This window comes from Nonomuraea purpurea, assembly GCF_042650645.1.
Lineage (GTDB): Bacteria > Actinomycetota > Actinomycetes > Streptosporangiales > Streptosporangiaceae > Nonomuraea > Nonomuraea purpurea.
On record NZ_JBHSBI010000003.1, the window covers coordinates 294,131 to 315,257 of the forward strand.

The 21,127-nt window shown below is 71.3% G+C and carries 21 protein-coding genes; 8 read left to right on the forward strand and 13 right to left on the reverse strand.

What is annotated here, in order from left to right:
* The first annotated feature begins 58 nt into the window (after window positions 1–58).
* Entirely contained in the window at window positions 59–970 is a 912-nt protein-coding gene (locus ACFOY2_RS07860; protein WP_449290130.1) for a formylglycine-generating enzyme family protein, read from the forward strand.
* A 4-nt stretch (window positions 971–974) separates the two neighbouring features.
* On the forward strand, window positions 975–2,129 hold the full coding sequence (locus ACFOY2_RS07865; protein WP_379527259.1) for a UDP-N-acetylglucosamine--N-acetylmuramyl-(pentapeptide) pyrophosphoryl-undecaprenol N-acetylglucosamine transferase: 1,155 nt from the start codon (window positions 975–977) through the stop codon (window positions 2,127–2,129).
* Here the strand turns inward: ACFOY2_RS07865 and ACFOY2_RS07870 are convergent.
* The 3 genes from ACFOY2_RS07870 to ACFOY2_RS07880 form a co-directional block, all read right to left on the reverse strand.
* Window positions 2,093–3,010 carry a hypothetical protein gene (locus tag ACFOY2_RS07870; protein WP_379527260.1) on the reverse strand — a complete coding sequence of 306 codons (918 nt, stop codon included), beginning with the start codon at window positions 3,008–3,010 and terminating at the stop codon, window positions 2,093–2,095. The two genes, ACFOY2_RS07865 and ACFOY2_RS07870, sit on opposite strands and share 37 nt — an antisense overlap.
* 21 nt (window positions 3,011–3,031) lie before the next feature.
* A complete protein-coding gene (locus ACFOY2_RS07875) occupies window positions 3,032–3,940 on the reverse strand; it encodes a hypothetical protein (protein ID WP_379527261.1) in 909 nt (302 codons plus the stop codon).
* Window positions 3,941–4,020: 80 nt separating this feature from the next.
* The gene (locus ACFOY2_RS07880) at window positions 4,021–4,908 is read right to left on the reverse strand and encodes a hypothetical protein (RefSeq protein ID WP_379527262.1); all 888 of its coding nucleotides are present in this window, start codon (window positions 4,906–4,908) and stop codon (window positions 4,021–4,023) included.
* A 228-nt stretch (window positions 4,909–5,136) separates the two neighbouring features.
* On the opposite strand from ACFOY2_RS07880, the gene ACFOY2_RS07885 reads away from it, so the two are divergent.
* Together ACFOY2_RS07885 and ACFOY2_RS07890 are read left to right on the forward strand one after the other, a co-directional pair.
* A complete protein-coding gene (locus ACFOY2_RS07885) occupies window positions 5,137–5,793 on the forward strand; it encodes a response regulator transcription factor (protein WP_379527263.1) in 657 nt (218 codons plus the stop codon).
* Window positions 5,790–6,944, forward strand: a complete 1,155-nt coding sequence (locus ACFOY2_RS07890) for a sensor histidine kinase (protein ID WP_379527264.1) — start codon at window positions 5,790–5,792, stop codon at window positions 6,942–6,944. The genes ACFOY2_RS07885 and ACFOY2_RS07890 overlap by 4 nt, the downstream gene beginning before the upstream one ends.
* Here ACFOY2_RS07890 and ACFOY2_RS07895 read toward each other — a convergent pair.
* Together ACFOY2_RS07895 and ACFOY2_RS07900 are read right to left on the reverse strand one after the other, a co-directional pair.
* Window positions 6,929–9,748, reverse strand: a complete 2,820-nt coding sequence (locus ACFOY2_RS07895) for an NACHT domain-containing protein (RefSeq protein ID WP_379527265.1) — start codon at window positions 9,746–9,748, stop codon at window positions 6,929–6,931. The genes ACFOY2_RS07890 and ACFOY2_RS07895 overlap by 16 nt on opposite strands.
* A 53-nt stretch (window positions 9,749–9,801) precedes the next feature.
* Window positions 9,802–11,667 (reverse strand): propionyl-CoA synthetase, encoded by a 1,866-nt coding sequence (locus ACFOY2_RS07900; RefSeq protein ID WP_379527266.1) that lies wholly within the window; start codon window positions 11,665–11,667, stop codon window positions 9,802–9,804.
* 46 nt (window positions 11,668–11,713) lie between these two features.
* Here ACFOY2_RS07900 and ACFOY2_RS07905 point away from each other — a divergent pair, with 46 nt between their 5' ends.
* Window positions 11,714–12,352: a nucleotidyltransferase domain-containing protein gene (locus tag ACFOY2_RS07905; RefSeq protein ID WP_379527267.1), complete on the forward strand. Its 639-nt coding sequence runs from the start codon at window positions 11,714–11,716 to the stop codon at window positions 12,350–12,352.
* 98 nt (window positions 12,353–12,450) lie between these two features.
* Here ACFOY2_RS07905 and ACFOY2_RS07910 read toward each other — a convergent pair whose 3' ends face one another.
* From ACFOY2_RS07910 to def, 6 genes are all read right to left on the reverse strand, one after another.
* The gene (locus tag ACFOY2_RS07910; protein ID WP_379527268.1) at window positions 12,451–12,813 is read right to left on the reverse strand and encodes a cupin domain-containing protein; all 363 of its coding nucleotides are present in this window, start codon (window positions 12,811–12,813) and stop codon (window positions 12,451–12,453) included.
* Between the two features lie 94 nt (window positions 12,814–12,907).
* Window positions 12,908–13,258 (reverse strand): MmcQ/YjbR family DNA-binding protein, encoded by a 351-nt coding sequence (locus ACFOY2_RS07915; protein ID WP_379527269.1) that lies wholly within the window; start codon window positions 13,256–13,258, stop codon window positions 12,908–12,910.
* A gap of 9 nt (window positions 13,259–13,267) precedes the next feature.
* Window positions 13,268–13,684, reverse strand: a complete 417-nt coding sequence (locus ACFOY2_RS07920) for a CBS domain-containing protein (protein ID WP_379527270.1) — start codon at window positions 13,682–13,684, stop codon at window positions 13,268–13,270.
* 189 nt (window positions 13,685–13,873) lie between these two features.
* Entirely contained in the window at window positions 13,874–15,523 is a 1,650-nt protein-coding gene (locus ACFOY2_RS07925) for a pyridoxal phosphate-dependent decarboxylase family protein (protein WP_379527271.1), read from the reverse strand.
* Window positions 15,516–16,178, reverse strand: a complete 663-nt coding sequence (locus ACFOY2_RS07930; protein WP_379527272.1) for a helix-turn-helix domain-containing protein — start codon at window positions 16,176–16,178, stop codon at window positions 15,516–15,518. Before ACFOY2_RS07930 ends, ACFOY2_RS07925 begins: the two co-directional genes overlap by 8 nt.
* A gap of 7 nt (window positions 16,179–16,185) precedes the next feature.
* Window positions 16,186–16,725 carry a peptide deformylase gene (def, locus tag ACFOY2_RS07935; protein ID WP_379527459.1) on the reverse strand — a complete coding sequence of 180 codons (540 nt, stop codon included), beginning with the start codon at window positions 16,723–16,725 and terminating at the stop codon, window positions 16,186–16,188.
* A 141-nt stretch (window positions 16,726–16,866) separates the two neighbouring features.
* On the opposite strand from def, the gene ACFOY2_RS07940 reads away from it, so the two are divergent.
* Window positions 16,867–17,661: a class I SAM-dependent methyltransferase gene (locus ACFOY2_RS07940; RefSeq protein WP_379527273.1), complete on the forward strand. Its 795-nt coding sequence runs from the start codon at window positions 16,867–16,869 to the stop codon at window positions 17,659–17,661.
* Between the two features lie 27 nt (window positions 17,662–17,688).
* On the opposite strand, the gene ACFOY2_RS07945 is transcribed toward ACFOY2_RS07940, so the two are convergent.
* Window positions 17,689–18,201: a hypothetical protein gene (locus tag ACFOY2_RS07945; protein WP_379527460.1), complete on the reverse strand. Its 513-nt coding sequence runs from the start codon at window positions 18,199–18,201 to the stop codon at window positions 17,689–17,691.
* A gap of 71 nt (window positions 18,202–18,272) precedes the next feature.
* Window positions 18,273–19,196 carry a hypothetical protein gene (locus tag ACFOY2_RS07950; RefSeq protein WP_379527274.1) on the reverse strand — a complete coding sequence of 308 codons (924 nt, stop codon included), beginning with the start codon at window positions 19,194–19,196 and terminating at the stop codon, window positions 18,273–18,275.
* Between the two features lie 130 nt (window positions 19,197–19,326).
* On the opposite strand from ACFOY2_RS07950, the gene ACFOY2_RS07955 reads away from it, so the two are divergent.
* A complete protein-coding gene (locus ACFOY2_RS07955) occupies window positions 19,327–20,265 on the forward strand; it encodes a GNAT family N-acetyltransferase (protein ID WP_379527275.1) in 939 nt (312 codons plus the stop codon).
* A 36-nt stretch (window positions 20,266–20,301) separates the two neighbouring features.
* Entirely contained in the window at window positions 20,302–21,069 is a 768-nt protein-coding gene (locus ACFOY2_RS07960) for an arylamine N-acetyltransferase family protein (protein ID WP_379527276.1), read from the forward strand.
* Window positions 21,070–21,127: the final 58 nt, after the last annotated feature.

Here is a 21,127-nt window from a genome sequence, read left to right on the forward strand (position 1 = left end):
GATCGTGGGCATACTTCAGGCACTACCCTTCCATGGTGTCGTGACACGTTTGGGGGGATTGTTGAGCGCTTGCTGTGGCCCGAGCAGAGACGCCGCCGCCGGGCCCTACGAGGAAGGGCCGGTGATCGCCGTGCGGCGGGCGTCGCCGCGTGGGATGGTCCGCGTACCCGGCGGGACGTTCCTCATGGGCGGGGACGATCCGGACGGGCGTCCCGAGGACGGCGAGGGGCCGGTGCGTGAGGTGCGCCTGCGGCCGTTCATGATCGACCCCACGTGCGTGACGAACGCGCAGTTCGCCACGTTCGTCAAGGAGAGCGGATACGTGACCGAGGCCGAGCGGATCGGCTGGTCGTTCGTGTTCCGTCAGTTCGCCGCGGGCGGGGTCATGGAGGCCACCGTGCCGGGCGCGCCCTGGTGGGCCGGGGTCGAGGGGGCGACGTGGCGTACGCCCGAGGGGCCCGGCTCCTCGGTCGGCGACCGCCAGAACCACCCGGTCGTGCACGTGTCGTGGAACGACGCCACCGCGTACGCCGCCTGGGCGGGCAAGCGCCTGCCCACCGAGGCGGAGTGGGAGATGGCCGCCCGCGGCGGGCTGGAGCGGGCCCGCTACCCATGGGGCGAGGAGCTGGCGCCGAAGGGGCGGCAGCGGTGCAACATCTGGCAGGGCCGTTTCCCGACCGCGCCGAGCAAGGGCACGATGCCGGTCAAGTCGTTCCAGCCCAACGGCTACGGGCTCTACAACGTCTCGGGCAACGTGTGGGAGTGGACGGCCGACTGGTGGGGCACGACGTGGGAGGCGTCCGCCGAGGACCCGGCCGGGCCCGCCGAGGGCGCGGCCAAGGTGATCCGCGGCGGCTCGTACATGTGCCACGACTCCTACTGCAACCGCTACCGCGTGGCCGCCCGCACCGCGAACACGCCGGACTCCTCGACCGGGCACACCGGTTTCCGCTGCGCGGCCATACTCTGATCGCATGTCACGAACCCTGCGACTGTTGATCACCGGCGGCGGCACCGGTGGTCACACCTATCCGGCCCTGACGACCCTGTCGGCGGTCCAGCGACGTCAGGTGCCGCACGACGTGCTGTGGGTGGGCACCGCGAACGGCCTGGAGGCCAGGATCACGGCCGAGCACGGCATCCCGTTCAAGGCGATCACGACGGGCAAGCTGCGCCGCCGTCCCAACCTCAAGGAGCTGGGCACCAACATCGCCGACGTGTTCCGCATCCCGATCGGCGTCCTGCAGGCGGTCGGGCACGCCGCCCGCTACCTGCCCGACGTGGTGTTGTCGACGGGGGGTTATGTGGCGGTGCCCATCGGCGTGGCGGCCAAGCTGATCCGCCGGCCGCTGGTCATGCACGAGCAGACGACCGTGGTGGGGCTGGCCAACCGCATCCTGGCCAGGCTCGCGACCAGGATCGCGCTGTCGCACGAGTCCTCGCTCGACTACCTGCCGGCCTCCGCCCGGGGCAAGGCCGTGGTGACGGGCAATCCGATCAGGCCGGAGCTGCTGCAGGGCAACAGGGCGGCGGCCTACGACCTGTTCGGGCTGACGTTCGAGGTGCCGCTGATCTACGTGACGGGCGGCGCTCAGGGCAGCAAGCAGATCAACACGCTCATCGCGGAGGTGCTGCCGCGGCTGCTGCCGCACGCGCAGATCGTGCACCAGTGCGGCCCCGCCTGGATCGACCAGATGCGGGCCGTGCCGCTGCCGCAAGACCTGGCCGACCGATACCACCCGGTGCCCTACGTGGGCTCGGAGCTGGCCGACCTGTTCGCGGCGGCCGACGTGGTGATCTCACGCAGCGGGGCGGGCACGGTGTCGGAGCTGACGGCCATCGGCAAACCCTCGGTGCTGATCCCGCTGATCCCGACCGGCGGCGACGAGCAGCGCAAGAACGCCGGCTACCTGGCCTCCTCGGGCGCGGCGCGGGCGCTGCTCGAACCCGGCCCCACGGCCGAACAGCTCCTGGCGGAGCTGATGCCGCTGCTGGCCGACCCTGGCCTGCGGGCCTCGATGGGGCAGGCGGCGGCCAAGCTCGGCCGCCTCGACGCGGCCGACGCCCTGTGCGACCTGCTGCTGGAGGCGGCTCAGGTGTCCTCTTCCTGGGTCGGCGGCTCCAGGTAGCGGAAGGCCTCGTGGGCGGAGCTGACGCTCCGCCTCAACGCCTGCTCCAGCCGGTCGGCGTCGCGCGCCAGCCGTTCCAGCTCCGGTACGGCGAAGCCGTCCGCCCCGGTCTCGGCCACCAGTTCCTCGTACTGGTGCAGCCGTCCCCGCAGCTCCTCGATCTGGTGGTGGGCCACGTAGGCGCGCTCGGCCTCGGTGACGTTGGCGGCGTAACGTTCCAGCGCCTCCACGCGGGCCAGGACGGCGTCCTCGCTGCTGTCGAGCGCCCTGGCCAGCGGCTCGGCCACGGCCGACACCTCGGGCGTGAGCCCCTTGGAGACGGTCTCCCTGTGCTTGGCGCGCAGGGCCGACAGTTTGGCCAGCAGGCGGGCGATCTCCCACTCCTGCGCGGGCAGCATCACCGCGTTGCGGGCGTCGTCCAGCAGCCCTTCGCTGTGGACCCGGGCGCCGAGGACGACGCCGATCGCGCGCTGGGCGCGGGAGAGCAGCCTCCTGGAGGATTCGTCCAGGTCGTCCACGAGCACGTAGCTGCCCTCGTACCAGCGCAGTTGCTCGTAGATGTCGCGTTCGTACTCGTCCTCGTCCTCGTCGTCGTCCGCCGACAGGTCGTGGCGCAGGAACATCACGATCATCAGCGGGACGCCGATCAGCACCAGCATCAGCAGGCCGAGCCCTCGGCCCAGGCCGCCGAAGCCGAGCACCAGGCCGAAGAGGGCCATCATCGCGAAGCCGCCCGAGAGCACGCGGCGGTTCCCGCTGGAGACGGCCGGGCGGGATTCGGGGGTCCAGCCCTGGCGCATCTTGAGCAGGACCCGCCGGCCTTGCTTGAGGAGTTGGGCGTCGTCCGGCGGCACCCCGGGGTCTACAACCACATCCGCCACAAATCCGGATCCTAGGGGAAGTCAGCCACGTAGGTGGCGAAAAGCCTCATGAGCCGAGCTCACGCTGTCACGTAGTGCCTGTTCAAGACGGTCGGCGTCGTCGGACAATCGGCTCAGCTCCGGCATGGCCGCTCCGTCGGCGCCCGACTCGGCCAGCAGCTCCTCGTAGCGGGGCAGGCGGGCGCTGAGACGTTCGATCTGATGGCGGGCGCGGTAGGCGCGCTCGGCGTCGGCGACGTGGCCCGCGTAACGCTCCAGGGCCTCGACCCTGGCGACCACGGCCCGCTGGCTGCTGTCGAGCACCTCGGCCAGGGGCTCGGCCACGGCGGCCACCTCGGGGGTGACGCCCTCCGCGACGACCTCCTGATGCTCCGAGCGCAGCTCCGACAGCTTGGCCAGCAGGCGGGCGATCTCCCACTCCTGGGCGGGCAGCATCACCGCGTTGCGGGCGTCGTCCAGCAGCCCTTCGGCGTGCACGCTCGAGTCCATGACCAGGCCGATGGCCGCCTGGGCGCGGGCCATGAGCGCGCGGGCGGGCTCGTCGAGCTCGTCGCGCAGCACGTAGCGGCCCTCGTGCCGGCGCGCCTGGTCGTGGACCTCGCGTTCGAGCGCCTGCCGCCGCTCGGCCTCGGCGTCGGGCCTGGGCCTGAGCAGGACGCTGACGATCAGCAGGGCGGCCCCCATCATGATCACCACGAAGGGTGTGTAGTTCTCGGCGACGAACAGGACCAGCCCGTAGACCGCCGTGGCCGCGGCGGTCGCGAAGGCCACCGTCCTGGCCACCCCGCCCGGCAGCCTGTCCAGCACCTCCGCCAGGGGCCCACGGCGCTTGTGCGGCGGGCTCCAGCCCGCGTGGACGCGCAGGAGGATGCGGCGGTTGTCACGAAGGAGGGACGCGACGTCGCCGGGGAGCGCCGGATCGACTATCACCTTCGCCTGACGTCCTGGCGCGTCGTCGATCCTGTGTGCCGGGACTGCGCGCCTGCCTGCTCTGCTCACCCGAACGCCACTCAGCCTTCCAGGTATCTGAAGGCGTCATGGGCGGACTCGACGCTGCGCCGTAAGGTGCGTTCGAGCACGTCGGCGTCGTGCGCCAGGCGTTCGATCTCGGCCACGGCCAGCCCGTCGGCGCCCGCCTCGGCCAGCAACTCCTCGTACCGCGGCAGCCGGGAGCGCAGCTCCTCGATCTGGCCCCGCGCGTGGTAGGCGCGCTCGGCCTCGGCGACATGGCGGGCGTAACGTTCCAGCGCCTCGACGCGGGCGACGACGGCGGCCTCGCTGTTGGCCAGCGCCCGCTCCAGCGGCTCGATGACCGAGGCGACCTCGGGGGCGATGCCTCTGGCCAGCAGTTCCTTGTGCTCCAGGCGCAGGGCGGAGAGCTTGGCCAGCAGGCGGGCGATCTCCCACTCCTGCGCGGGCAGCATCACCGCGTTGCGGGCGTCGTCCAGCAGCCCTTCGGCGTTGACGTGGGAGCGCAGCACGGATCCGATGGCCCGCTGGGCCCGGACGAGCACGTGCGCGGCCTCCGGGTCGAAGTCCTCGGGCAGCAGGTAGCGGCCGTCGTACCAGCGGGCCTGCTCGTACACGCCGCGTTCGCGCGGCCGGTCGTCCTCGTGCACCTCGTTCATGGAGGCGATCTTCACCAGGACGATGAAGACGTACGTGCCCAGCAGCACGAACCCGGCCGGAGCGGCCGGCGAGGCCAGTAAGACGGCCATGAGCGCGACCACGACGGGCGTGGCCGCCAGGAGCAGGGCGCTGGAGGGGCTCCTGCGCTGCGACGGGCGCACGACGGGTGGTGGCACGTAGCCGTTGCGCACCCTTGACAGCAGCGCGGCGTTGGCCCGCAGAAGACCGGCCACCTCCGGTGGCACTCCCGGATCGACGACCACACCCACGCTCTGTCCTGGCACCCTGGCGCCCCCACCGCTCGTGATGTTGGGATATTACGTAAGATTCCGCTTGACTGTCAGCCTCGCAAAGGTGAGTCCGAGAAACCACCACTTGCACACGACCCCACCACAGCCTCTCTTCGTCGCTACGCTGATCGTCTCGGAATGTGGTTATGCCCGCGTTATCCGATCCTGAGCACACTGGCGGCATTTAACATCTTTTTTGGGGGCGCAGTGCGCGTTTTGGTCGCCGAGGACGAGCGGATGCTCGCCGACTCGATCGCCGAGGGGCTGCGAGGGGAGGCGCTGGCCGTCGACGTCGCCTACGACGGGGAGGCGGCGCTCGAACGGCTCGCCGTGCACGACTACGACGTGCTGGTCCTCGACAGGGATCTGCCGCTGACCCACGGGGACGAGGTGTGCAGGACGGTGGTCCGGCAGGGCGGGCTGGTCCGGGTGCTCATGCTCACCGCCTCCGGCGACGTGCGCTCCCGGGTGGCGGGGTTGTCGCTGGGGGCCGACGACTACCTGCCGAAGCCGTTCGCGTTCGAGGAGTTGGTGGCGCGGGTGCACGCGCTCGGCCGCAGGGCCAGGCCGGCCGATCCGCCGATGCTGGAACGGGCCGGGGTGCGGCTGGACTGGGCGCACCGGCAGGTCTTCCGCGAGGGCCGGTACGTGCCGCTGGCGCGCAAGGAGTTCGGCGTGCTGGCCGAGCTGCTGCGCGCCCAGGGCGCGGTGGTCTCGGCCGAGGACCTGCTGGAGAAGGTCTGGGATGAGCACATCGACCCGTTCACCAACACCGTGCGCACCACGGTGATGAAGCTGCGCAAGAAGCTCGGCGAGCCGCAGGTCATCGAGACCGTGCCGGGGGCGGGGTACCGCATCCCATGAGCGTCCGCCTGCGTTTCGCCCTGGCCTGCGCCGGGATCTGTTTCGTGCTCGGCTCGTTGACGGTGGCCGGGCTGTACGTCGTCGTCCGGCAGAGCCTGGAATACCGCAGCGGCCTGCTCACCCCGGAGTACATCAACAACACCTCGTGGATGATCCGCCGCGGGAGCGACTATTACGAGATCGCACGCACGCGGGCGATGCACGTCCGGGAGGTCTACCAGCGCGACACCCTGTCCAACGTGCGCACGATCGGCGCGCTCGCCGTACTGGCGATCACGGGCGGGGCGTACGGGCTCGGCTGGCGCGCCGCCGGGTGGGTGCTCCAGCCGGTCAGATCGGTCACCGAGACCGCCCGCCGCGTCGCCCAGAGCCACGACCTGAGCGAGCGCATCGGCTACGACGGCCCGCGCGAGGAGGTCAAGGAGCTGACCGAGATCTTCGACACGATGCTCGGCCGGCTGGCCCGTTCGTTCGACAGCCAGCGGCGTTTCGTCGCCAACGCCTCCCACGAGCTGCGCACGCCGCTGACCATCAACAGGACGCTGGTGGACGTGGCCGTACGGCGGCCGGACGCCACCGAGGACGTCAAGCGGCTCGGCGAGTCGCTGCTGCTGGTCAACGCTCGCCACGAACGCCTCATCGACGGCCTGCTGGCGCTGGCGGAGGGCGAGCAGGCGGTGCTGGACCGGCGGCCGTTCGACCTGACGGACGTGGCCGAGCACGTGCTCGACCAGGCGGCCGAGGAGGCGGGCGAGCGCGAGGTGAGCATGCACCGGCTGCTGGACTCGGCCCCGACGACGGGCGAGGCGGTGCTGGTGGAGCGGCTGGTGCAGAACCTGGTGGAGAACGCGATCCGGCACAACCACCCCAAGGGCGAGGTGTGGGTGACGACGCGGCGGCGGACCGAGCAGGTCGAGCTGGTCGTGGCCAACACGGGGTTGCAGGTGCCGCAGTACGAGATCGAGACGATCTTCGAGCCGTTCCGCCGGCTGCACGGCGACCGGCTGCGTTCTGACCGGGGCAGCGGGCTGGGGTTGTCGATCGTCCGGGTGATCGCCGAGGCGCACGGCGGCACCGTCACGGCCCGGCCGAGGGACGAGGGCGGGCTGACGATCACCGTGGAGCTGCCGGTCGATCAGTCGGCGCCCTGACTCTCCTTGATCTCCCACAGGACCGTCTCCGGGATGCCGGACTTGACGAGCTGGTCCCAGGTCGCCATGCGGTCGGTGGGGTCGGCGAGCAGGGCGAGCAGCAGCGGCCGCAGCCCGGCGTGGTCGGCGCCCTCTTCGTTCCACAGGGCGCCGAGCGCCCGGTGCATGGCGGGCGAGCGGACGGCCACGGTGCGCACCAGCTCCTCCAGGATGGCCACGCGGTCGCGGTAGGCGGGCGCGCGGCCCTCCCCCAACGCCCCCAGCAGCAGGTCGAGCAGCCGGCGGTGGCGGGGGCTGTGGCCGGTGGCGACCGCGACGACGACGTCGCCCATGGCGCCGCCCTCGCCGGAGCCGAGGATGACGTCCTCCTTGCCGCCCTCCACCACCCGCTGCGCCGACAGCGCGGTGACCAGCCCCGTCCAGCCCTCCAGGCCGAGCTGGCCCTTCCACAGGTGGGTCAGGGCCGCCCAGCGTTCGAGGTGGTCGGGCCCCGGCAGCAGCGAGGAGACGGTGACCGGCTGCTCGGAGGCGGCCACGATGAGCAGGGCGAGGTTCGCGGAGTAGGCGGCCAGGCGGCGGGTCGTCGGGTGGCGTACGGGCTGGAAGCCGATGAAGTGGCGGCGCGGGCGCTCGTACAGGGAGCGGCGCAGCAGCCCGGTCAGCAGCGTGACGCATCTGGCCCGCACCGCGCCGGGCACCTCGTCGAGCAGCTCCATGACGAAGCCGATCGTCGGGCCGCGCTCGGCCAGGCAGGAGTGGGAGGTGACGGCGTACAGCAGGTCGTCGTCCACGCTCTGGACGATGGCCAGGGGTTCGTCGCCCGCCAGGCGGCGGCGCCTGTCGAGGTCGCGCAGGGCGTACATGGCCAGCCAGGCCACCAGGAACTCGCCGAAGGTGGCGTGCAGGAAGGCGTGGCCGTTCCTGCGGACGAAGAAGAAGCGCTCGGTGGCCCGGCGTGCCCAGTCGATCTGGGTGTCCTGCTCGCCGTCGTCCTCGCCGCCGTGGCACAGCGCGGGCAGGTTCCTGTTGAGCGCCTCGTCCGTGATCACCTGGCGACCGCCGGCCAGCATGGACAGCGCCACCGCGCCGAGCATGACCAGCTCCTGGTCGATCATCACCCGGCGGGCGCCGCCGGTCTCGCGTTCGGTGTAGTCCCGCAGCAGGACCTCATACAGGCGGGCGCGGCCGAGCGGGCCGTGGTCGCGCTGCAGGGCGTTGCCGCCCGCGTCATAGAGCGCGAGCAGCAGCAGGAGCAGCGGCTGCCTGGCCATCTCGCCGTGGACGAGCGCCGCCTCGGCGGGCAGGGGCTTCAGGTCGCGCCTGGCCAGCAGGGCGCGGTTGGCCTGGTCCCAGATGTCGAGCCACTGGCGTACCTGCTCGTCGTCGAACGGCTGGAGCTCCAGCGCGAGCAGCCCTTCGGGGAACCTGATCCGGTCGGCCACGACGGTGCGGCTGGTCACGATCACCGCGACCGGCCGGCCGAGATCGGCCTCCCGGCGCTGGAAGTCCTGGACGTCCTCCAGGTAGTCGTAGCGGTTGATGCCGCCCTGGACCAGTTCGTCGAACCCGTCCAGCAGGACCACCGGCATGGCCCCGCCCCCGGCGGCCACCAGGTCGGCGTAGGAGACCTCCTCCCCCAGCATCTCCGCGATGGCCTGCTCGATCTGTTCGGTGACGCCGGCCCGCGCCGCCACGCCGCGCAGCTCCACCCTGATCGGCAGGAACTCCGATCTGGCCAGCCGGGCGGCCAGGACCTCCGCGAGTTTGGTCTTGCCCGAGCCGGGCTCGCCCAGCACCAGCAGCGGCGCCTGGGCGGCGCGCAGCGAGGTCAGGTGGCCCACCAGGAACGCCTCGCCGTCGGGCAGCAGCCGCCGGCCGGCCCACCAGCTCCGCTGCGCGGGCATGGCCTCGCGGGTCAGCTCCGCGACGCGGAAGCGGGGGCTGAGGTAGCCCTCGCCGAGCAGCGGCAGGGAGACGTCCTCGGGGGGCTTGCCGGCGATCAGCAGCGGCCGGTCGAGCGCGTTGGCCGCCATCCTGGCCCGGTGCACCACGGGGCCGTCGCCGACGCGGGGCGGGGCCAGCTCGGCCAGCAGCCACGCCACCCGCGACAGGGCGGTGGCCGGGGCCGGCTTCTCGGTGACCAGGCTGCGCACCCCGAACTCGTGGCTGTCGAGCGTGAGCGACCGGTAGTCCTCGTCGTAGATGCGCAGCGCGTGCGCGGGCGGCCCTTCGGCGAGCAGGCGGGGCAGCAGGAACCGGTCATCGACCGGCAGATCATCCCAGACCGACAGGGCTCCGACATATCCAGCCATGGCCTCGGACATGCGCAGGTAGGCACGTTCCACCTCCAGCCGGGTCTCGGCGTAGGGCAGGTGCGGCTCGGGCGTGGGCAGCCGTTCGAGCAGCAGCTCGGCCACGAGTCTGGCGAACCGCTCGGGCGTGGGCACGCCTCGGGAGATCTTGCCCGCGCGGTCGAGCTGGTCGAGGGTGAAGGGCAGCTTCGCCTCGCCGAACGCCTCGAAGTAGGCGGAGACGACGATGACGGCGTGCGCGGCGGCCAGGCGCTGGGTGCGGGTGCGGCGGTCCACGCCGCTGCGCAGCTCGGGCATGCGGCTGACGACGTCCTCGCCGTAGCGGACGATCTCCTCGCGCAGGTCGGCCAGGCCGGGGGCGAGCTGGGCCCCGCCCGCCAGGGCCCAGCCGGTACGGGCGGCGGCCGAGGCGAACCCGATCACCTTGACGAGCCTGCCGGTCTTGCAGCCGAGAATTCTCAGGGCGTCGGCGTAGCTCGGGGTCTCGATCATGGCCTCCTCCCGGGACTGGGGTGTCCCATCATGCGACGTATGTGGTGATCGCGTCAGGTTCTTTTCACAGCTCGGGCGATCTCGGGCAGCGCCGCCGGGTCCTCGATGGTGGACGGCGTGGTGTAGGAGTTGCCGTCGGCGATGTCGCGCATCGTGGCGCGCAGGATCTTGCCGGAACGGGTCTTCGGCAGGCGGGAGACCACCATGGCGCGGCGGAAGGCGGCCACGGGGCCGATGCGCTCGCGCATCAGGGCGGTCAGCTCGCGCTCGACGTCCTGGGGGTCGCGCTCCGCGCCGGCCTTCAGCACCACGAAACCGACCGGGAGCTGGCCCTTCAGCTCGTCGGCCACGCCGATCACTGCGCACTCGGCCACGTCGGGGTGGGAGGCGATGACCTCCTCCATGGAGCCGGTCGACAGGCGGTGACCGGCCACGTTGATCACGTCGTCGATGCGGCCCATCACATACAGGTAGCCGTCGGCGTCGAGGTGGCCGCCGTCGCCCGTCAGGTAGTGGCCCGGGTAGCGCTCCAGGTAGGAGGCGTGGAAGCGGGCGTCGTCGCGGTAGAGCGTGGGCAGCGCGCCGGGCGGCAGGGGAAGCTTGATCGTGACCGCGCCCTCGACGCCGGGCGGGCACGGCTCGCCGTCGGGGTCGAGGACGCGCACGTCCCAGCCGGGGACGGCTTTGGTGGGCGAGCCCGCCTTGATGGGCAGCGACTCGATGCCGACGCAGTTGGCGGCGATGGGCCAGCCGGTCTCGGTCTGCCACCAGTGGTCGATCACGGGGATGCCGAGCAGGTCGGAGGCCCAGTGGTAGGTGTCGGGGTCGAGGCGTTCGCCGGCGAGGAAGAGGTAGCGCAGCCCGGACAGGTCCCACTTTTTCGCGAAATTGCCGGATGGGTCCTCTTTTTTGATGGCGCGGATCGCGGTCGGCGCCGTGAACAGCGTGCGCACCCCGTGCGTGGCCACCACCCGCCAGAACGCCCCCGGATCGGGGGTGCCGACCGGTTTGCCCTCATACAGGACGGTGGTGCAGCCGGCCAGCAGCGGCGCGTAGACGATGTAGGAGTGGCCGACGACCCATCCGACGTCGGAGGCCGCCCAGTAGACCTCGCCGGGGGCGGCGCCGTACACGTTGGCCATGCTCCAGTGCAGCGCCACCGCGTGGCCGCCGTTGTCGCGCACGACGCCCTTGGGCAGGCCGGTGGTGCCGGAGGTGTAGAGGATGTACAGCGGGTCGGTGGCCGCCACGCTCACGCAGGCGGCGGGCTCGGCGCCGCGTACGGTGCTCTCCCAGTCGAGGTCGCGGCCCTCCTCCAGATCGGCCGCGCACTGGGGCCTGCGCAGGATGACGCAGTGGCCGGGCCGGTGGGCGGCCTGCTCCAGCGCGGCGTCCAGCAGCGGCTTGTAGGCCACCACCCGGGCCGGCTCGATCCCGCAGGACGCCGAGAGCACGACCTTGGGCTTGGCGTGGTCGATCCGCACCGCCAGCTCGCCTGCCGCGAACCCGCCGAACACCACCGAGTGCACCGCGCCGAGGCGCGCGCAGGCCAGCATCGCGACGACCGCCTCGGGCACCATGGGCATGTAGATCACCACGGTGTCGCCGGCCTGGACGCCGAGGTCGCGCAGCATGCCCGCCGTCCTGGCCACCTCGTCGAGCAGTTCGGCGTAGGTGATGGTGCGCACGGTGCCGGTGACGGGGCTGTCGTAGATCAGCGCCGCCTGCCCGCCGCGTCCGGCCTCCATGTGCCGGTCGACCGCGTTGTAGCAGGTGTTGAGCCGCCCGTCGGGGAACCATCGGCCGTCGCCGGTCACCGTGGCGGGCGCCACGTCCCAGTCGATGCCCCGGGCCGCCTCCGCCCAGAACTCCTCGGGCCTTTCGATGCTTTGCCGGTATACCTCGTCATAACCGCGCACTTATCGATCAGATCAGCCCACCGCCCCATGGCGCAAGATATGGGGGATGAACGATGACCTGATCCTTTCCGTCGTCATGGGATCTCGGGCGTACGGGCTGGAGACCGACGACTCCGACACCGACCGGCGCGGAGTGTACGCGGCGCCGACGGCCGCGTTCTGGCGTCTGGACAAACCGCCCACGCACCGTGACGGGCCGCTGCCCGAGCAGTTCTCGTGGGAGGTCGAACGCTTCTGCGTCCTCGCCCTCGACGCCAACCCCACCGTCCTGGAGTGCCTGTGGTCCCCCATCGTCGAGGTGATCACCCCTGCGGGACGGCGGCTGCGCGAGTTGCGCACGGCGTTCGTGTCGGAGAAGGTGCGGCACTCGTTCGCCGGCTACTCCGACGCCCAGTTGCGCCGCCTCGATCCGGCGGCGCCCGCCTGGAAGCGGACCATGCACATGCTGCGACTGCTGCTCAGCGCCCTGCACCTGGTGCGGCACGGCGAGCCGCTCATCCAGGTGGGGCCGCACAGAGAGCGGTTGCTGGCGATCAAGCGGGGCGAGGTGCCCTGGGCCGAGGTGGACGCCTGGCGTCAGAGTCTGTCCGCCGAACTGGCGGCGACCCGGTGCACGCTGCCTGAGCGTCCCGATCGGCGGCGGGTGGAGGATTTCCTGGCCTCGGTCCGCCGGGAGAACCTCTGACCCGGTCCACCGCTCTTCAAGGCCGGTCTGAGGGGCGTAAGCACGGCGTCCCAAAGATCGCGCGGCCGGGCGTTGCCCGGTCGCGCGGCGGTCTCAGCTCAGCTCTCCTTCGCCTTGGCGTATTCGGTCATGCCGCCCGCGAAGTCGTACACCACGGTCTGCTCGTCTCCGACGACCCACGAGTCGTGGCCCGGCTGGCAGACGAACACCTCGCCGGCCCCCACCTCGGACTCGGTGCCGTCCTCCATCCGCAGGCGCATCCGTCCGGCGGCGACGAAGCCGTTGTGGTGGACCTGGCACAAATCCGTCCCCGCGATCGGCTTGACCGACTCGGACCAGCGCCAGCCCGGCTCGAACGTGGCGCAGCAGAAGTCGAGCCCGCTCAGGTGGCAGATCTCCAGGTGACCTCGCGGGAAGTCACGCCGTTCGTCCGGCTTGTCGATGCTCTTGACTTCGATCATGACATCCCCCCTCCGTCAAACCCAGTCTTCCACCGGCCTGCCCCGCAGAAGAGACTTGTTTCGGCAAACACCTTTTTCCGCAGGTCAAAGGCGCTCACGGCCCCGCGGCCAGTTCCTGCTCCCTGCGCACCTTCTTCGGCACGCACATCCGCCACGCCTCCAGGACCAACTCCCGCATCTCCGTCACGTCGATGGCGGCCAGTCGTACCACCACCCAGTTGAAACGCAGGTCCGACTCCCCGGGCATGAGGAACTTCTCCGGCTCGGCGGCCACGAGGGCCTCGCGCTCCTCCTTGGGGAACGCGAAACCCATCAGCGTCTCCTCGCGCGAGAACGCCACGTAGACGATCTTTCCGATCCGGAACTTGACGCGGTCTCTGATCAGGTGCTCCGAGGTGCGCGGGAGCGTGCGCGCGAACTGGCGTACATCCTCGACGGTGACCACCCGGCCACGTTACCGGTTGCCCTCGGCGGCGGAGATGTCGGCGAGCGCGGAGTGGGGGTCGCGTGCGCGCGCGAGGTCGCCGAGGCTGACGATGCCGACGGCGCGGCCGTCCTCGACGACCGGAAGGCGGCGTACGGCGTGCGAGCGCATCAGCCGTACCGCCTGGTCGATGCTGGTGTCGGGCCCGACGGCCTCGACGGACGGGCTGTAGGCCTCGCGGACCGGCGTCTGCGGCGGCTTGTCCCAGGCCACCACGCGCACGGTGATGTCACGGTCGGTGATGATGCCGTGGATGCGCCCGTTGTCGTTGACGATCACGGCGCCCAGGTCGTTGTCGCGCATGAGCGCCGCGGCGGCGGATACGGGCTGGTCGGCCTCGACCGTCGCCGGGTGGGACGTCATCACATCTGCCACGGTCTCCGCCATGGGAACCTCCTGCTGGTGTCGGCCCAGCGGCCCTCTACCCCGGCGGATGCCCCGTTCACGGACTTTGTCCGTTATCTGCGTTCAACGCGCGTGTCGGGGCCGCCGTTTGACCTTCTCATAGGCCCCTTGGCGATCAGCCTGACCTCCTCTGACCACACGCCCCTTGGCGATCAGCCTGACCTCCTCCGGCTACATGCCCTTGGCGGCCAGCCTGATCTCCTCCAGCAGGACGGCCAGGTCCCGCTCGGTGGTGTCCGGGTGCAGGAAGCAGGCGCGCAGCGCCTCGCGCCCGCCGAGCCTGGTGCCGGTGATGAATGCGTTCCCGCGCGCCTGGACCGCGCCGGGGATCGCCCGGTTGAGCGCGTCCAGGCCGTCGGGACGCGGGCGGTGCCTGAAGGCGGTGATCGAGGTGGTGACCGGGGCGAGCAGTTCGAAGTCGAGGGCCTGCTCGACCATGGCGGCGAGCGTGCGGGCCAGTCCCGTCGTGTGGTCGACCAGGCGGGTGATCCCGGCCCGGCCGAGGTACGACATGGTGGCCCAGGTCTTCAGCGCCCGGAACGGGCGGGTTTGTTCGGGTCCGTACTCGGCGAACCATCCGAGATCATCGGCGTTGTCGTCCACCAGGTAGGAGGGCACCAGGCTGAAGGCGGCCCGCGCCGCCCCCGGATCGCGCAGCAGGGCGCAGCCGCAGCCCACCGGGACGCCGAGCCACTTGTGCGGGTCGAGGGCCAGCGAGTCGGCTCGTTCCATGCCCGCGTAGTGCGGCGCGGCGCCGTCGGCCAGGACGCCGAGCGCGCCGTACGCGCCGTCCACGTGGAACCACAGTCCGTGCTCGGCGGCCACGTCGGCGATCTCGCCGAGCGGGTCGACCGCGCCGGAGTTCACGGTGCCCGCGCTGCCCGCCACGCAGAACGGCCGCAGCCCCGCCGCCCGGTCCGCGGCGATCATCTCGCGCAGCGCCGCCACGTCCATCCGGTATGAGCCGTCGACCGGCACGGTGCGGACGTTGCGCGCGCCGATCCCGAGGAGCTGGGCCGCCTTGTGCAGGCAGCTGTGGCCCTCCTCCGTGACGTACATGATCATGGGCGGGCGCGCCGACAGGCCCTCCTCACGAGCGTCCCAGCCGTCAGCGAGCGCCGCCCGCTGGCGGGCGGCGGCCAGGCAGATCACGGTGGCCATGGACGCGCCGCTGGTCAGCAGTCCGCCGCCGGGCGGATGCGGGAAGCCGACCAGGTCGGCCAGCCAGCGCACCACGGAACGTTCCAGGTGGGGGCCCGCGTGGTCGCCTCCGGCGCAGCTCGGGTTGAGGGCGGCGGCCAGCGGCTCGACGAGCACGCCCGCCGGGTTGGGCGGGGAGTTCACCCAGCCGAAGAACCGGGGATGACCGTTGCCCATGGGGTGCGGCAGAACGCGGGCGCGGACGTCGTCGAGCAGGTCATCGAGAGGGCGGCCGGTCTCGGGCAGATCCTGCTCACCCAACCAGGCGCGGGCGGCGTCGGGGACGGGCTGCCAGACGGGCCGGGCGGGAAGCGCCGCCAGATGCTCGGCCACGATCTCCACCGCCCTGCCACCAACCCGCCCCAGGTCGGTACCGGTACGCCCGCCGGGGCCCGACCCGCCGACGCCCAGCTCACCAACGCCCTGTTCGTCGGCGCCCGGTTCTTCAGCACCCGACCCATCGACGCCCAGCCCGCTGACGCCCAGCTCTTCGGCGCCCGGTCGACCGGGGCCCGGCCTGCTGACGCCCGGCGCATTGGCACGGAGCTCATTGGCTCTTGGCTGGTTCGGGCCAGGACCATCCAGGTTGGCGTGGAATTCTGTTGGGTGGAGTTCATCCATCGAGCGGTTCCTTCCAGGGGTCGTGCTGCCCGGTGTGGGGGTCGTGCCGCACGGTCCGGGGATCGTGCTGACCGGCTGCGCCCAGTTCCATGGCGAGGTAGTAGACGCAGTCGGCGGGGCCGTCGTTGGCGAAGGCGTGACGGCAGTCGCCCGGGTAGTACGCCGAGTCGCCGGTCCCCAGCTCGTACGGCCTGCCGTTGATCGTCAGGCGCAGGCTGCCGCTCTCGACGGCGAGGTACTCCCGCGACCCCGGCGCGTGCGGCGCGAACTCGCCCGCGTCCACACCGGGCCCGATCGTGGTGCGCATGAACTCGAACTCCACGTCCTCCAGCACCGGCGACAGCACCCGCCGCTCCCAGCCGGACGGGTCGCGCAGCACCCGCTGCCCGGAATGGCGCAGCACCCGCATGGCTTGGTGCGCGGGTTCGTCGAGCAGGCGCCCGATCGAGGTGCCGAGCGCCGTGGCCAGGCGGTCGAGCACGAGCACGGTCGGCGTCTTCGTGCCCCGCTCGACCTCCGAGACCATGCTCCTGCTGATGCCGCTCAGCTCGGTGAGGCGATCGATGGACAGGCCGCGTGTCCGGCGCTCGGTGCGGATCCGCAGCCCGAGCTCGGCCATCGACAGGCCACTGGACAGAACCCCTTCACTGCGCATTTCTCCACTATAGCGGTGATATGTCCGCGATAGTGGAATGCTCCTCCTTGTATGCGGCCAGCACCTGCTTGCGGCGTTTGGCCGGAAGGCGATCGATGTACAGGTAGCCATCGAGGTGATCGGTCTCGTGCTGCAGGCAGCGGGCCAGCAGTCCGGTGCCCTCGACGGTCACGGGCTCCCCGTCCGCGTCGAACCCGTGCACGACGGCATGGTCGGCGCGGGGCAGCGGCGCGTACTGGCCGGGCACCGACAGGCAGCCCTCGTCGCCGGCGTCCAGGCGGCGCTCGCCGACCTCGGGAAGCTCCAGCGCCGGATTGACGACGACGCCCTTGTGGTGTTCGCCGTCGGCGTCCGGGCAGTCGTAGACGAACACGCGCAGCGGCACGCCGATCTGGTTGGCGGCCAGGCCCACGCCCTCCGCCGCGTACATGCTGGCGAACATGTCGTCCACCAGCGCCGCCAATTCGCCGTCGAACCGGGTGACCGGCTCGCACGGGTGATGCAGCACGGGGTCGCCCACACGCACGATCGGCCGGACCTCTCCCACGACCAACGCCTCTCCTCATCTTGTGAACGTGTCGGCACAAGTCTATGGGCGCTCCAAGCGTCTCATATCGCAAGACGTTATCTCCTGAATAATGAGACCAGGGGTAAAGTCGGTGCCGTCGTCTTCGGTTGGGAGTTCGCGATGGATGCCGTCTACACCCATGGCCACCACGAGTCCGTGCTGCGCTCGCACCGCTGGCGCACCGCCGCGAACTCGGCCGCCTACCTGCTGCCCCACCTCAAAGCGCACATGAAGGTGCTGGACGTGGGCAGCGGCCCCGGCACGATCACCGCCGACCTGGCGGCGCGGACCGGGCACCTGACGGCGTCCGAGGTCAGCGCGGAGGCGTTGGAGCTGGCCAGGGCCGAGGTGAACGCCCGAGGGCTGACGAACGTGGACTTCACGGTCACCGACGTGCACGCGCTCGACTTCCCCGACGACACCTTCTGCGTCGTCCACGCGCACCAGGTGCTGCAGCACGTGGGCGATCCGGTGCGGGCGCTGCGGGAGATGCGCCGGGTGACCAAGCCGGCCGGGTACGTGGCGGCCAGGGACAGCGACTACTCGGCGTTCACGTGGTATCCGCTGCTGCCGGAGCTGGACGAATGGCTGGCCCTGTACCAGAAGGTCGCGCGGGGCAACGGCGGCGAACCGGACGCCGGGCGGCGACTGCTGTCCTGGGCCCGGGCCGCCGGATTCACCGACATCACCGCCACCTCCTCGACCTGGTGCTTCGCCACACCGGACGATCGCGCCTGGTGGGGCGGGATGTGGGCGGAACGCGTCCTGCACTCGTCCATGGCCCGGCAGGCGCTGGCCACGGGAGCCGCCACCGAAGGGGATCTGCGGCGGATCTCGCAGGGGTGGCTGAAGTGGGCCGCCGCGGAGGACGGCTGGCTGTCGATCCTGCACGGCGAGATCCTCTGCCGCGCCTGACCGGCGGTTGCCGGGGACGGCAGAGGGTCACAGCCCCAGGGTGCGGGCGCGCTGCCACTGCGGGTCGCGGTAGAGGACCATGTCCGTCCCGACCAGCTCATCGGGGGCCGACAACATCGTGATCTCGCCCACCGCCTGCAACTCCAGGAGCAGATCACGCACCCGGGGCCCGACAGGCAGCCGCCCGGCGGGCAGCCCCAGCCCGGCGCGGACCGTGTCGGCGATCTCCGACAGCCGGAACGGCCCGTCGAGCCCCGCGACGATCCCACGCACCATGGTCATCGTGATCAGGTGCTCGGCCTCGGCGCAGGCGAGCTGCCAGGTGATCTGCTCCTTCCGGCGCCCGGTGGCCACGCACGCGGTGCAACCACGTGTCACCCCGGGCACCAGTTCCTCGTCGGCGGAACCGAGGCACGCCGAACAGAGTCCGTTCTCGGCCGCGTGCAGCTCTGCCGTCATCCGGCCGGCCAGCAGGACGCCGCAGTCGCAGGCGTACGCGTCATCGACGATGCCGGCCTGCGGGGAGATCGCGTGCTTCATCACCACGCCGACTCTACCGCCGCCCACCACCCTCACAACGCGGTTCCCCCGCGTCACAGCCGGATGCCGTTCTAGCTCCGGACGTCGGCCAGGCCGCGGAGCCGGCGCAGGGCCTTGCGGGCCGAGGCGACCACCCGTTCGTCCGGATGGCGGTCGATGAACACCTGCAGCACCCGCCCCGTCCAGGGGTGTTCCCCGAACGCCAGGATCGCGATCGTCCCCGCCTGCTCCTCCGCGTCCATCCCCATGGCGATCGACTCGATCACCTCACCGCTCTCGCCCCCGAACTCCAGCAGCGCCGCCGCCATGTCCACCAGCACCCAGGCGATTTCGTCCGGCGCGGGCCGGCGTTCGTCGCGGCCGGTCCTGGCGGCGATCACCGCGCCCAGTTTGGGCTCATCCAGCAGCGCGGCGAGCGCCAGCCGTCCTTCCTCGCCGAAGTCCGACGACAGCAGCTCCACTCCGACCGCCCTGCTCAGCGGGCTGACTGTGGCCAGCACCGAGGTGATCTCGCTCACCGCGTCGTCGCGCCCCTTCACCCAGCCGGACAGTTCCTCGCCGCGGTCGGCCTCGGGGTAGGAGCGCAGCCCGTGCAGCAGGCCGGCGGCGTCGGCGTCGGCGAGCGTGCCCATGACCGGGACGTCCTGTCCGGTGGTCTCCGCGACGATCAGCCGTGCCACCCACAGGCCGAGCCAGGTCAGCGTGTACGGTTCGGTGCGCCGTACCAGGCCGAGCCCTGTCAGCGTCTCGGGGACGCCGTCCTCGACCGGCTCCCGCGACAGGAACATCCTCATGAGCTCCAGCAGCAGCCCTTCGTCGGCGGCCAGCCGTTCGCGGCAGTGGTCCGCCCAGGCGGCCAGCACCTCGGCGTCGGAGCCCGCCGGCTCCAGTTCCTCGGCCAGCGGGGCGGCGCGCACGGCGGCCGCGAGTGTGGCTTCGCCGGGCAGCCGGATCGGGGGCTGCAGAGGCAGCGTGTCGTCGTCGTAGGACCTCACAGCCCCATCCTTTCGTGATATTTCCGCTAGAGTGCCATCGCACGCCGAAAAGTCCGAAGAAAGGAGGCGCAGAGATGTTCGGCTTTGGTTCGGGCGCTCACTGCGCCCGCTTCTACTTCTCGGAGGAATCGTGCTTTTCCGTCCTGCGGTCGAGGCTGACCTTGACCGCCTGCTCGGCTGTGTCGTCGACGAGTCCATAAGCTGGGCCCATCCCGACCGGCTCCTGTCGTTCCTGGAGAGCGGCAACTACCGTTTCGACCGTATCTGGCTGGCCACGGACGAGGCCGGCGAGGTCCTGGCCAGGGCCGTGTGGTGGGGTTTCCCCGACGGCCACCGGCCTCTCGCGCTGGACTGCCTGTACGTCCACCCTCGCGTCGATGACCGTGTCGGCCTGGCCGCCGAGCTGCTGCGGCGGGCCCACGACGCGTTCGGGGAAGCTCCGGAGTACCACGTGTTCGTCTCCAACGGCTGGCGCGACAACCCCAAGACCGGCCCGGCCGTCGCCTGGCGGTGGGAGGCCGCCGGCCGCGCCGGGCTGACCGAGGAACTGGAGCGCCTGCGCTATGAGTGGACCGCGGACGCCCCCGTCCCGGAGCCCTCGGGACGGCTGGTGTTCCGTGGGCAGGACGACGACGAGGTCTTCGTGGAGGCGTTCCGGCGGGTGGCCGTCGGGACCCTCGACTTCCACACCCGTCACGCCCTGACGACCATGGACCCCGTGGCGCAGGCCCGCCAGGACGTCCGCGACTACAGGTCGATGCGCGGGGAGCGGGCGTGGTGGCGGCTGGCGTACACGCCGGAGGGCGACCTGGTGGGGGTCGCCCTGCCGTCGGCGAACGACGCCGGCCCCGTCGTGAGCTACCTCGGCGTGGTGCCGGAGTGGCGCGGGCACGGGTTCGCGGAAGAACTGCTCGGCGAGATCACCCGCCTCCACGCCGAACGCGGGGTTCAGCGGATCGTGGCGGACACCGACGCGGGGAACGTGCCGATGGCGCGGGCGTTCGAACGGGGCGGATACCGAAATTTCGCCATAAGACTGGTTCTGTCGACGAATCCCGCGAACACGTGATGTGAGCCCCGTCCCGCCCGCGCCATCGTTGATCCCATGACATGGGACATCGAGAAGCTCGATCTTGACGCCTACCTGGACCGCGTCGGCTATACCGGGCCGCGCACCCCGACGTTCGCGACGCTGCGCGCGCTGCACCTGGGACACGTCCGTTCCATCCCCTTCGAGAACCTGGACGTGATCCTCGGCCGCGACATCGGCCTCGACCTGGGCAGCCTGCAGGACAAGCTGGTGACGGGCGGGCGCGGCGGCTACTGCCACGAGCACAACCTGCTGTTCGCCGCCGCCCTCGAACGCCTCGGCTTCACCCCTGCCCGTCACCTGGCCAGGATCCGGCTGGGCCGCTACCACCTGCCCCGCTCGCACGCCATGCTCACCGTGCCGGTCGAGGGGCGGGTCTGGGTGGCGGACGTCGGGTTCGGCGGAGAAGGGCTGGTGGAGCCGATCGCGTTCGAGGAGGGCGCGACGGTGGAGTCGGGGCCCTGGCGGTGGCGGCTGGGGCGGGACGGGGACTTCTGGGTGCTGCACGCGGGAGAGATGGAGTTGTACGCCTTTCGCCAGGATGAGCCGAACTATCCGAGCGACTTCGAGGTGGCGAACTACCACGTGGCCACACATCCGCATTCGCCCTTCGTCCGGCATGTGCTCGCCCAGCGGACCACGGCCGGGGAGCGGATCCGGCTGGAGGGAGTGACCTTCGCGACGGGCGCGGAACTGGCGGGGTGGCTGCGCGACCACCTCGGGATCGAGCTCACCGAGCGGGACGCGGCCCTCCTGCTGCCGCGCCTCGCCGATCCGCAGTGATGACCGGCGCCGTGGGGACGTGCTCGCCTTGCCCGTCCCCACGGCGCCGCCGCCACCC

Excerpts from the sequence above, each read along its gene's own strand:
- ACFOY2_RS07865 (WP_379527259.1), top strand. The coding sequence starts at position 975 with ATGTCACGAACCCTGCGACTGTTGATCACCGGCGGCGGCACCGGTGGT.
- ACFOY2_RS07890 (WP_379527264.1), top strand. The coding sequence starts at position 5,790 with ATGAGCGTCCGCCTGCGTTTCGCCCTGGCCTGCGCCGGGATCTGTTTC.
- ACFOY2_RS07895 (WP_379527265.1), bottom strand. The coding sequence starts at position 9,748 with ATGATCGAGACCCCGAGCTACGCCGACGCCCTGAGAATTCTCGGCTGC.
- ACFOY2_RS07905 (WP_379527267.1), top strand. The coding sequence starts at position 11,714 with ATGAACGATGACCTGATCCTTTCCGTCGTCATGGGATCTCGGGCGTAC.
- ACFOY2_RS07910 (WP_379527268.1), bottom strand. The coding sequence starts at position 12,813 with ATGATCGAAGTCAAGAGCATCGACAAGCCGGACGAACGGCGTGACTTC.
- ACFOY2_RS07920 (WP_379527270.1), bottom strand. The coding sequence starts at position 13,684 with ATGGCGGAGACCGTGGCAGATGTGATGACGTCCCACCCGGCGACGGTC.
- ACFOY2_RS07925 (WP_379527271.1), bottom strand. The coding sequence starts at position 15,523 with ATGGATGAACTCCACCCAACAGAATTCCACGCCAACCTGGATGGTCCT.
- ACFOY2_RS07930 (WP_379527272.1), bottom strand. The coding sequence starts at position 16,178 with ATGCGCAGTGAAGGGGTTCTGTCCAGTGGCCTGTCGATGGCCGAGCTC.
- ACFOY2_RS07940 (WP_379527273.1), top strand. The coding sequence starts at position 16,867 with ATGGATGCCGTCTACACCCATGGCCACCACGAGTCCGTGCTGCGCTCG.
- ACFOY2_RS07945 (WP_379527460.1), bottom strand. The coding sequence starts at position 18,201 with ATGAAGCACGCGATCTCCCCGCAGGCCGGCATCGTCGATGACGCGTAC.
- ACFOY2_RS07960 (WP_379527276.1), top strand. The coding sequence starts at position 20,302 with ATGACATGGGACATCGAGAAGCTCGATCTTGACGCCTACCTGGACCGC.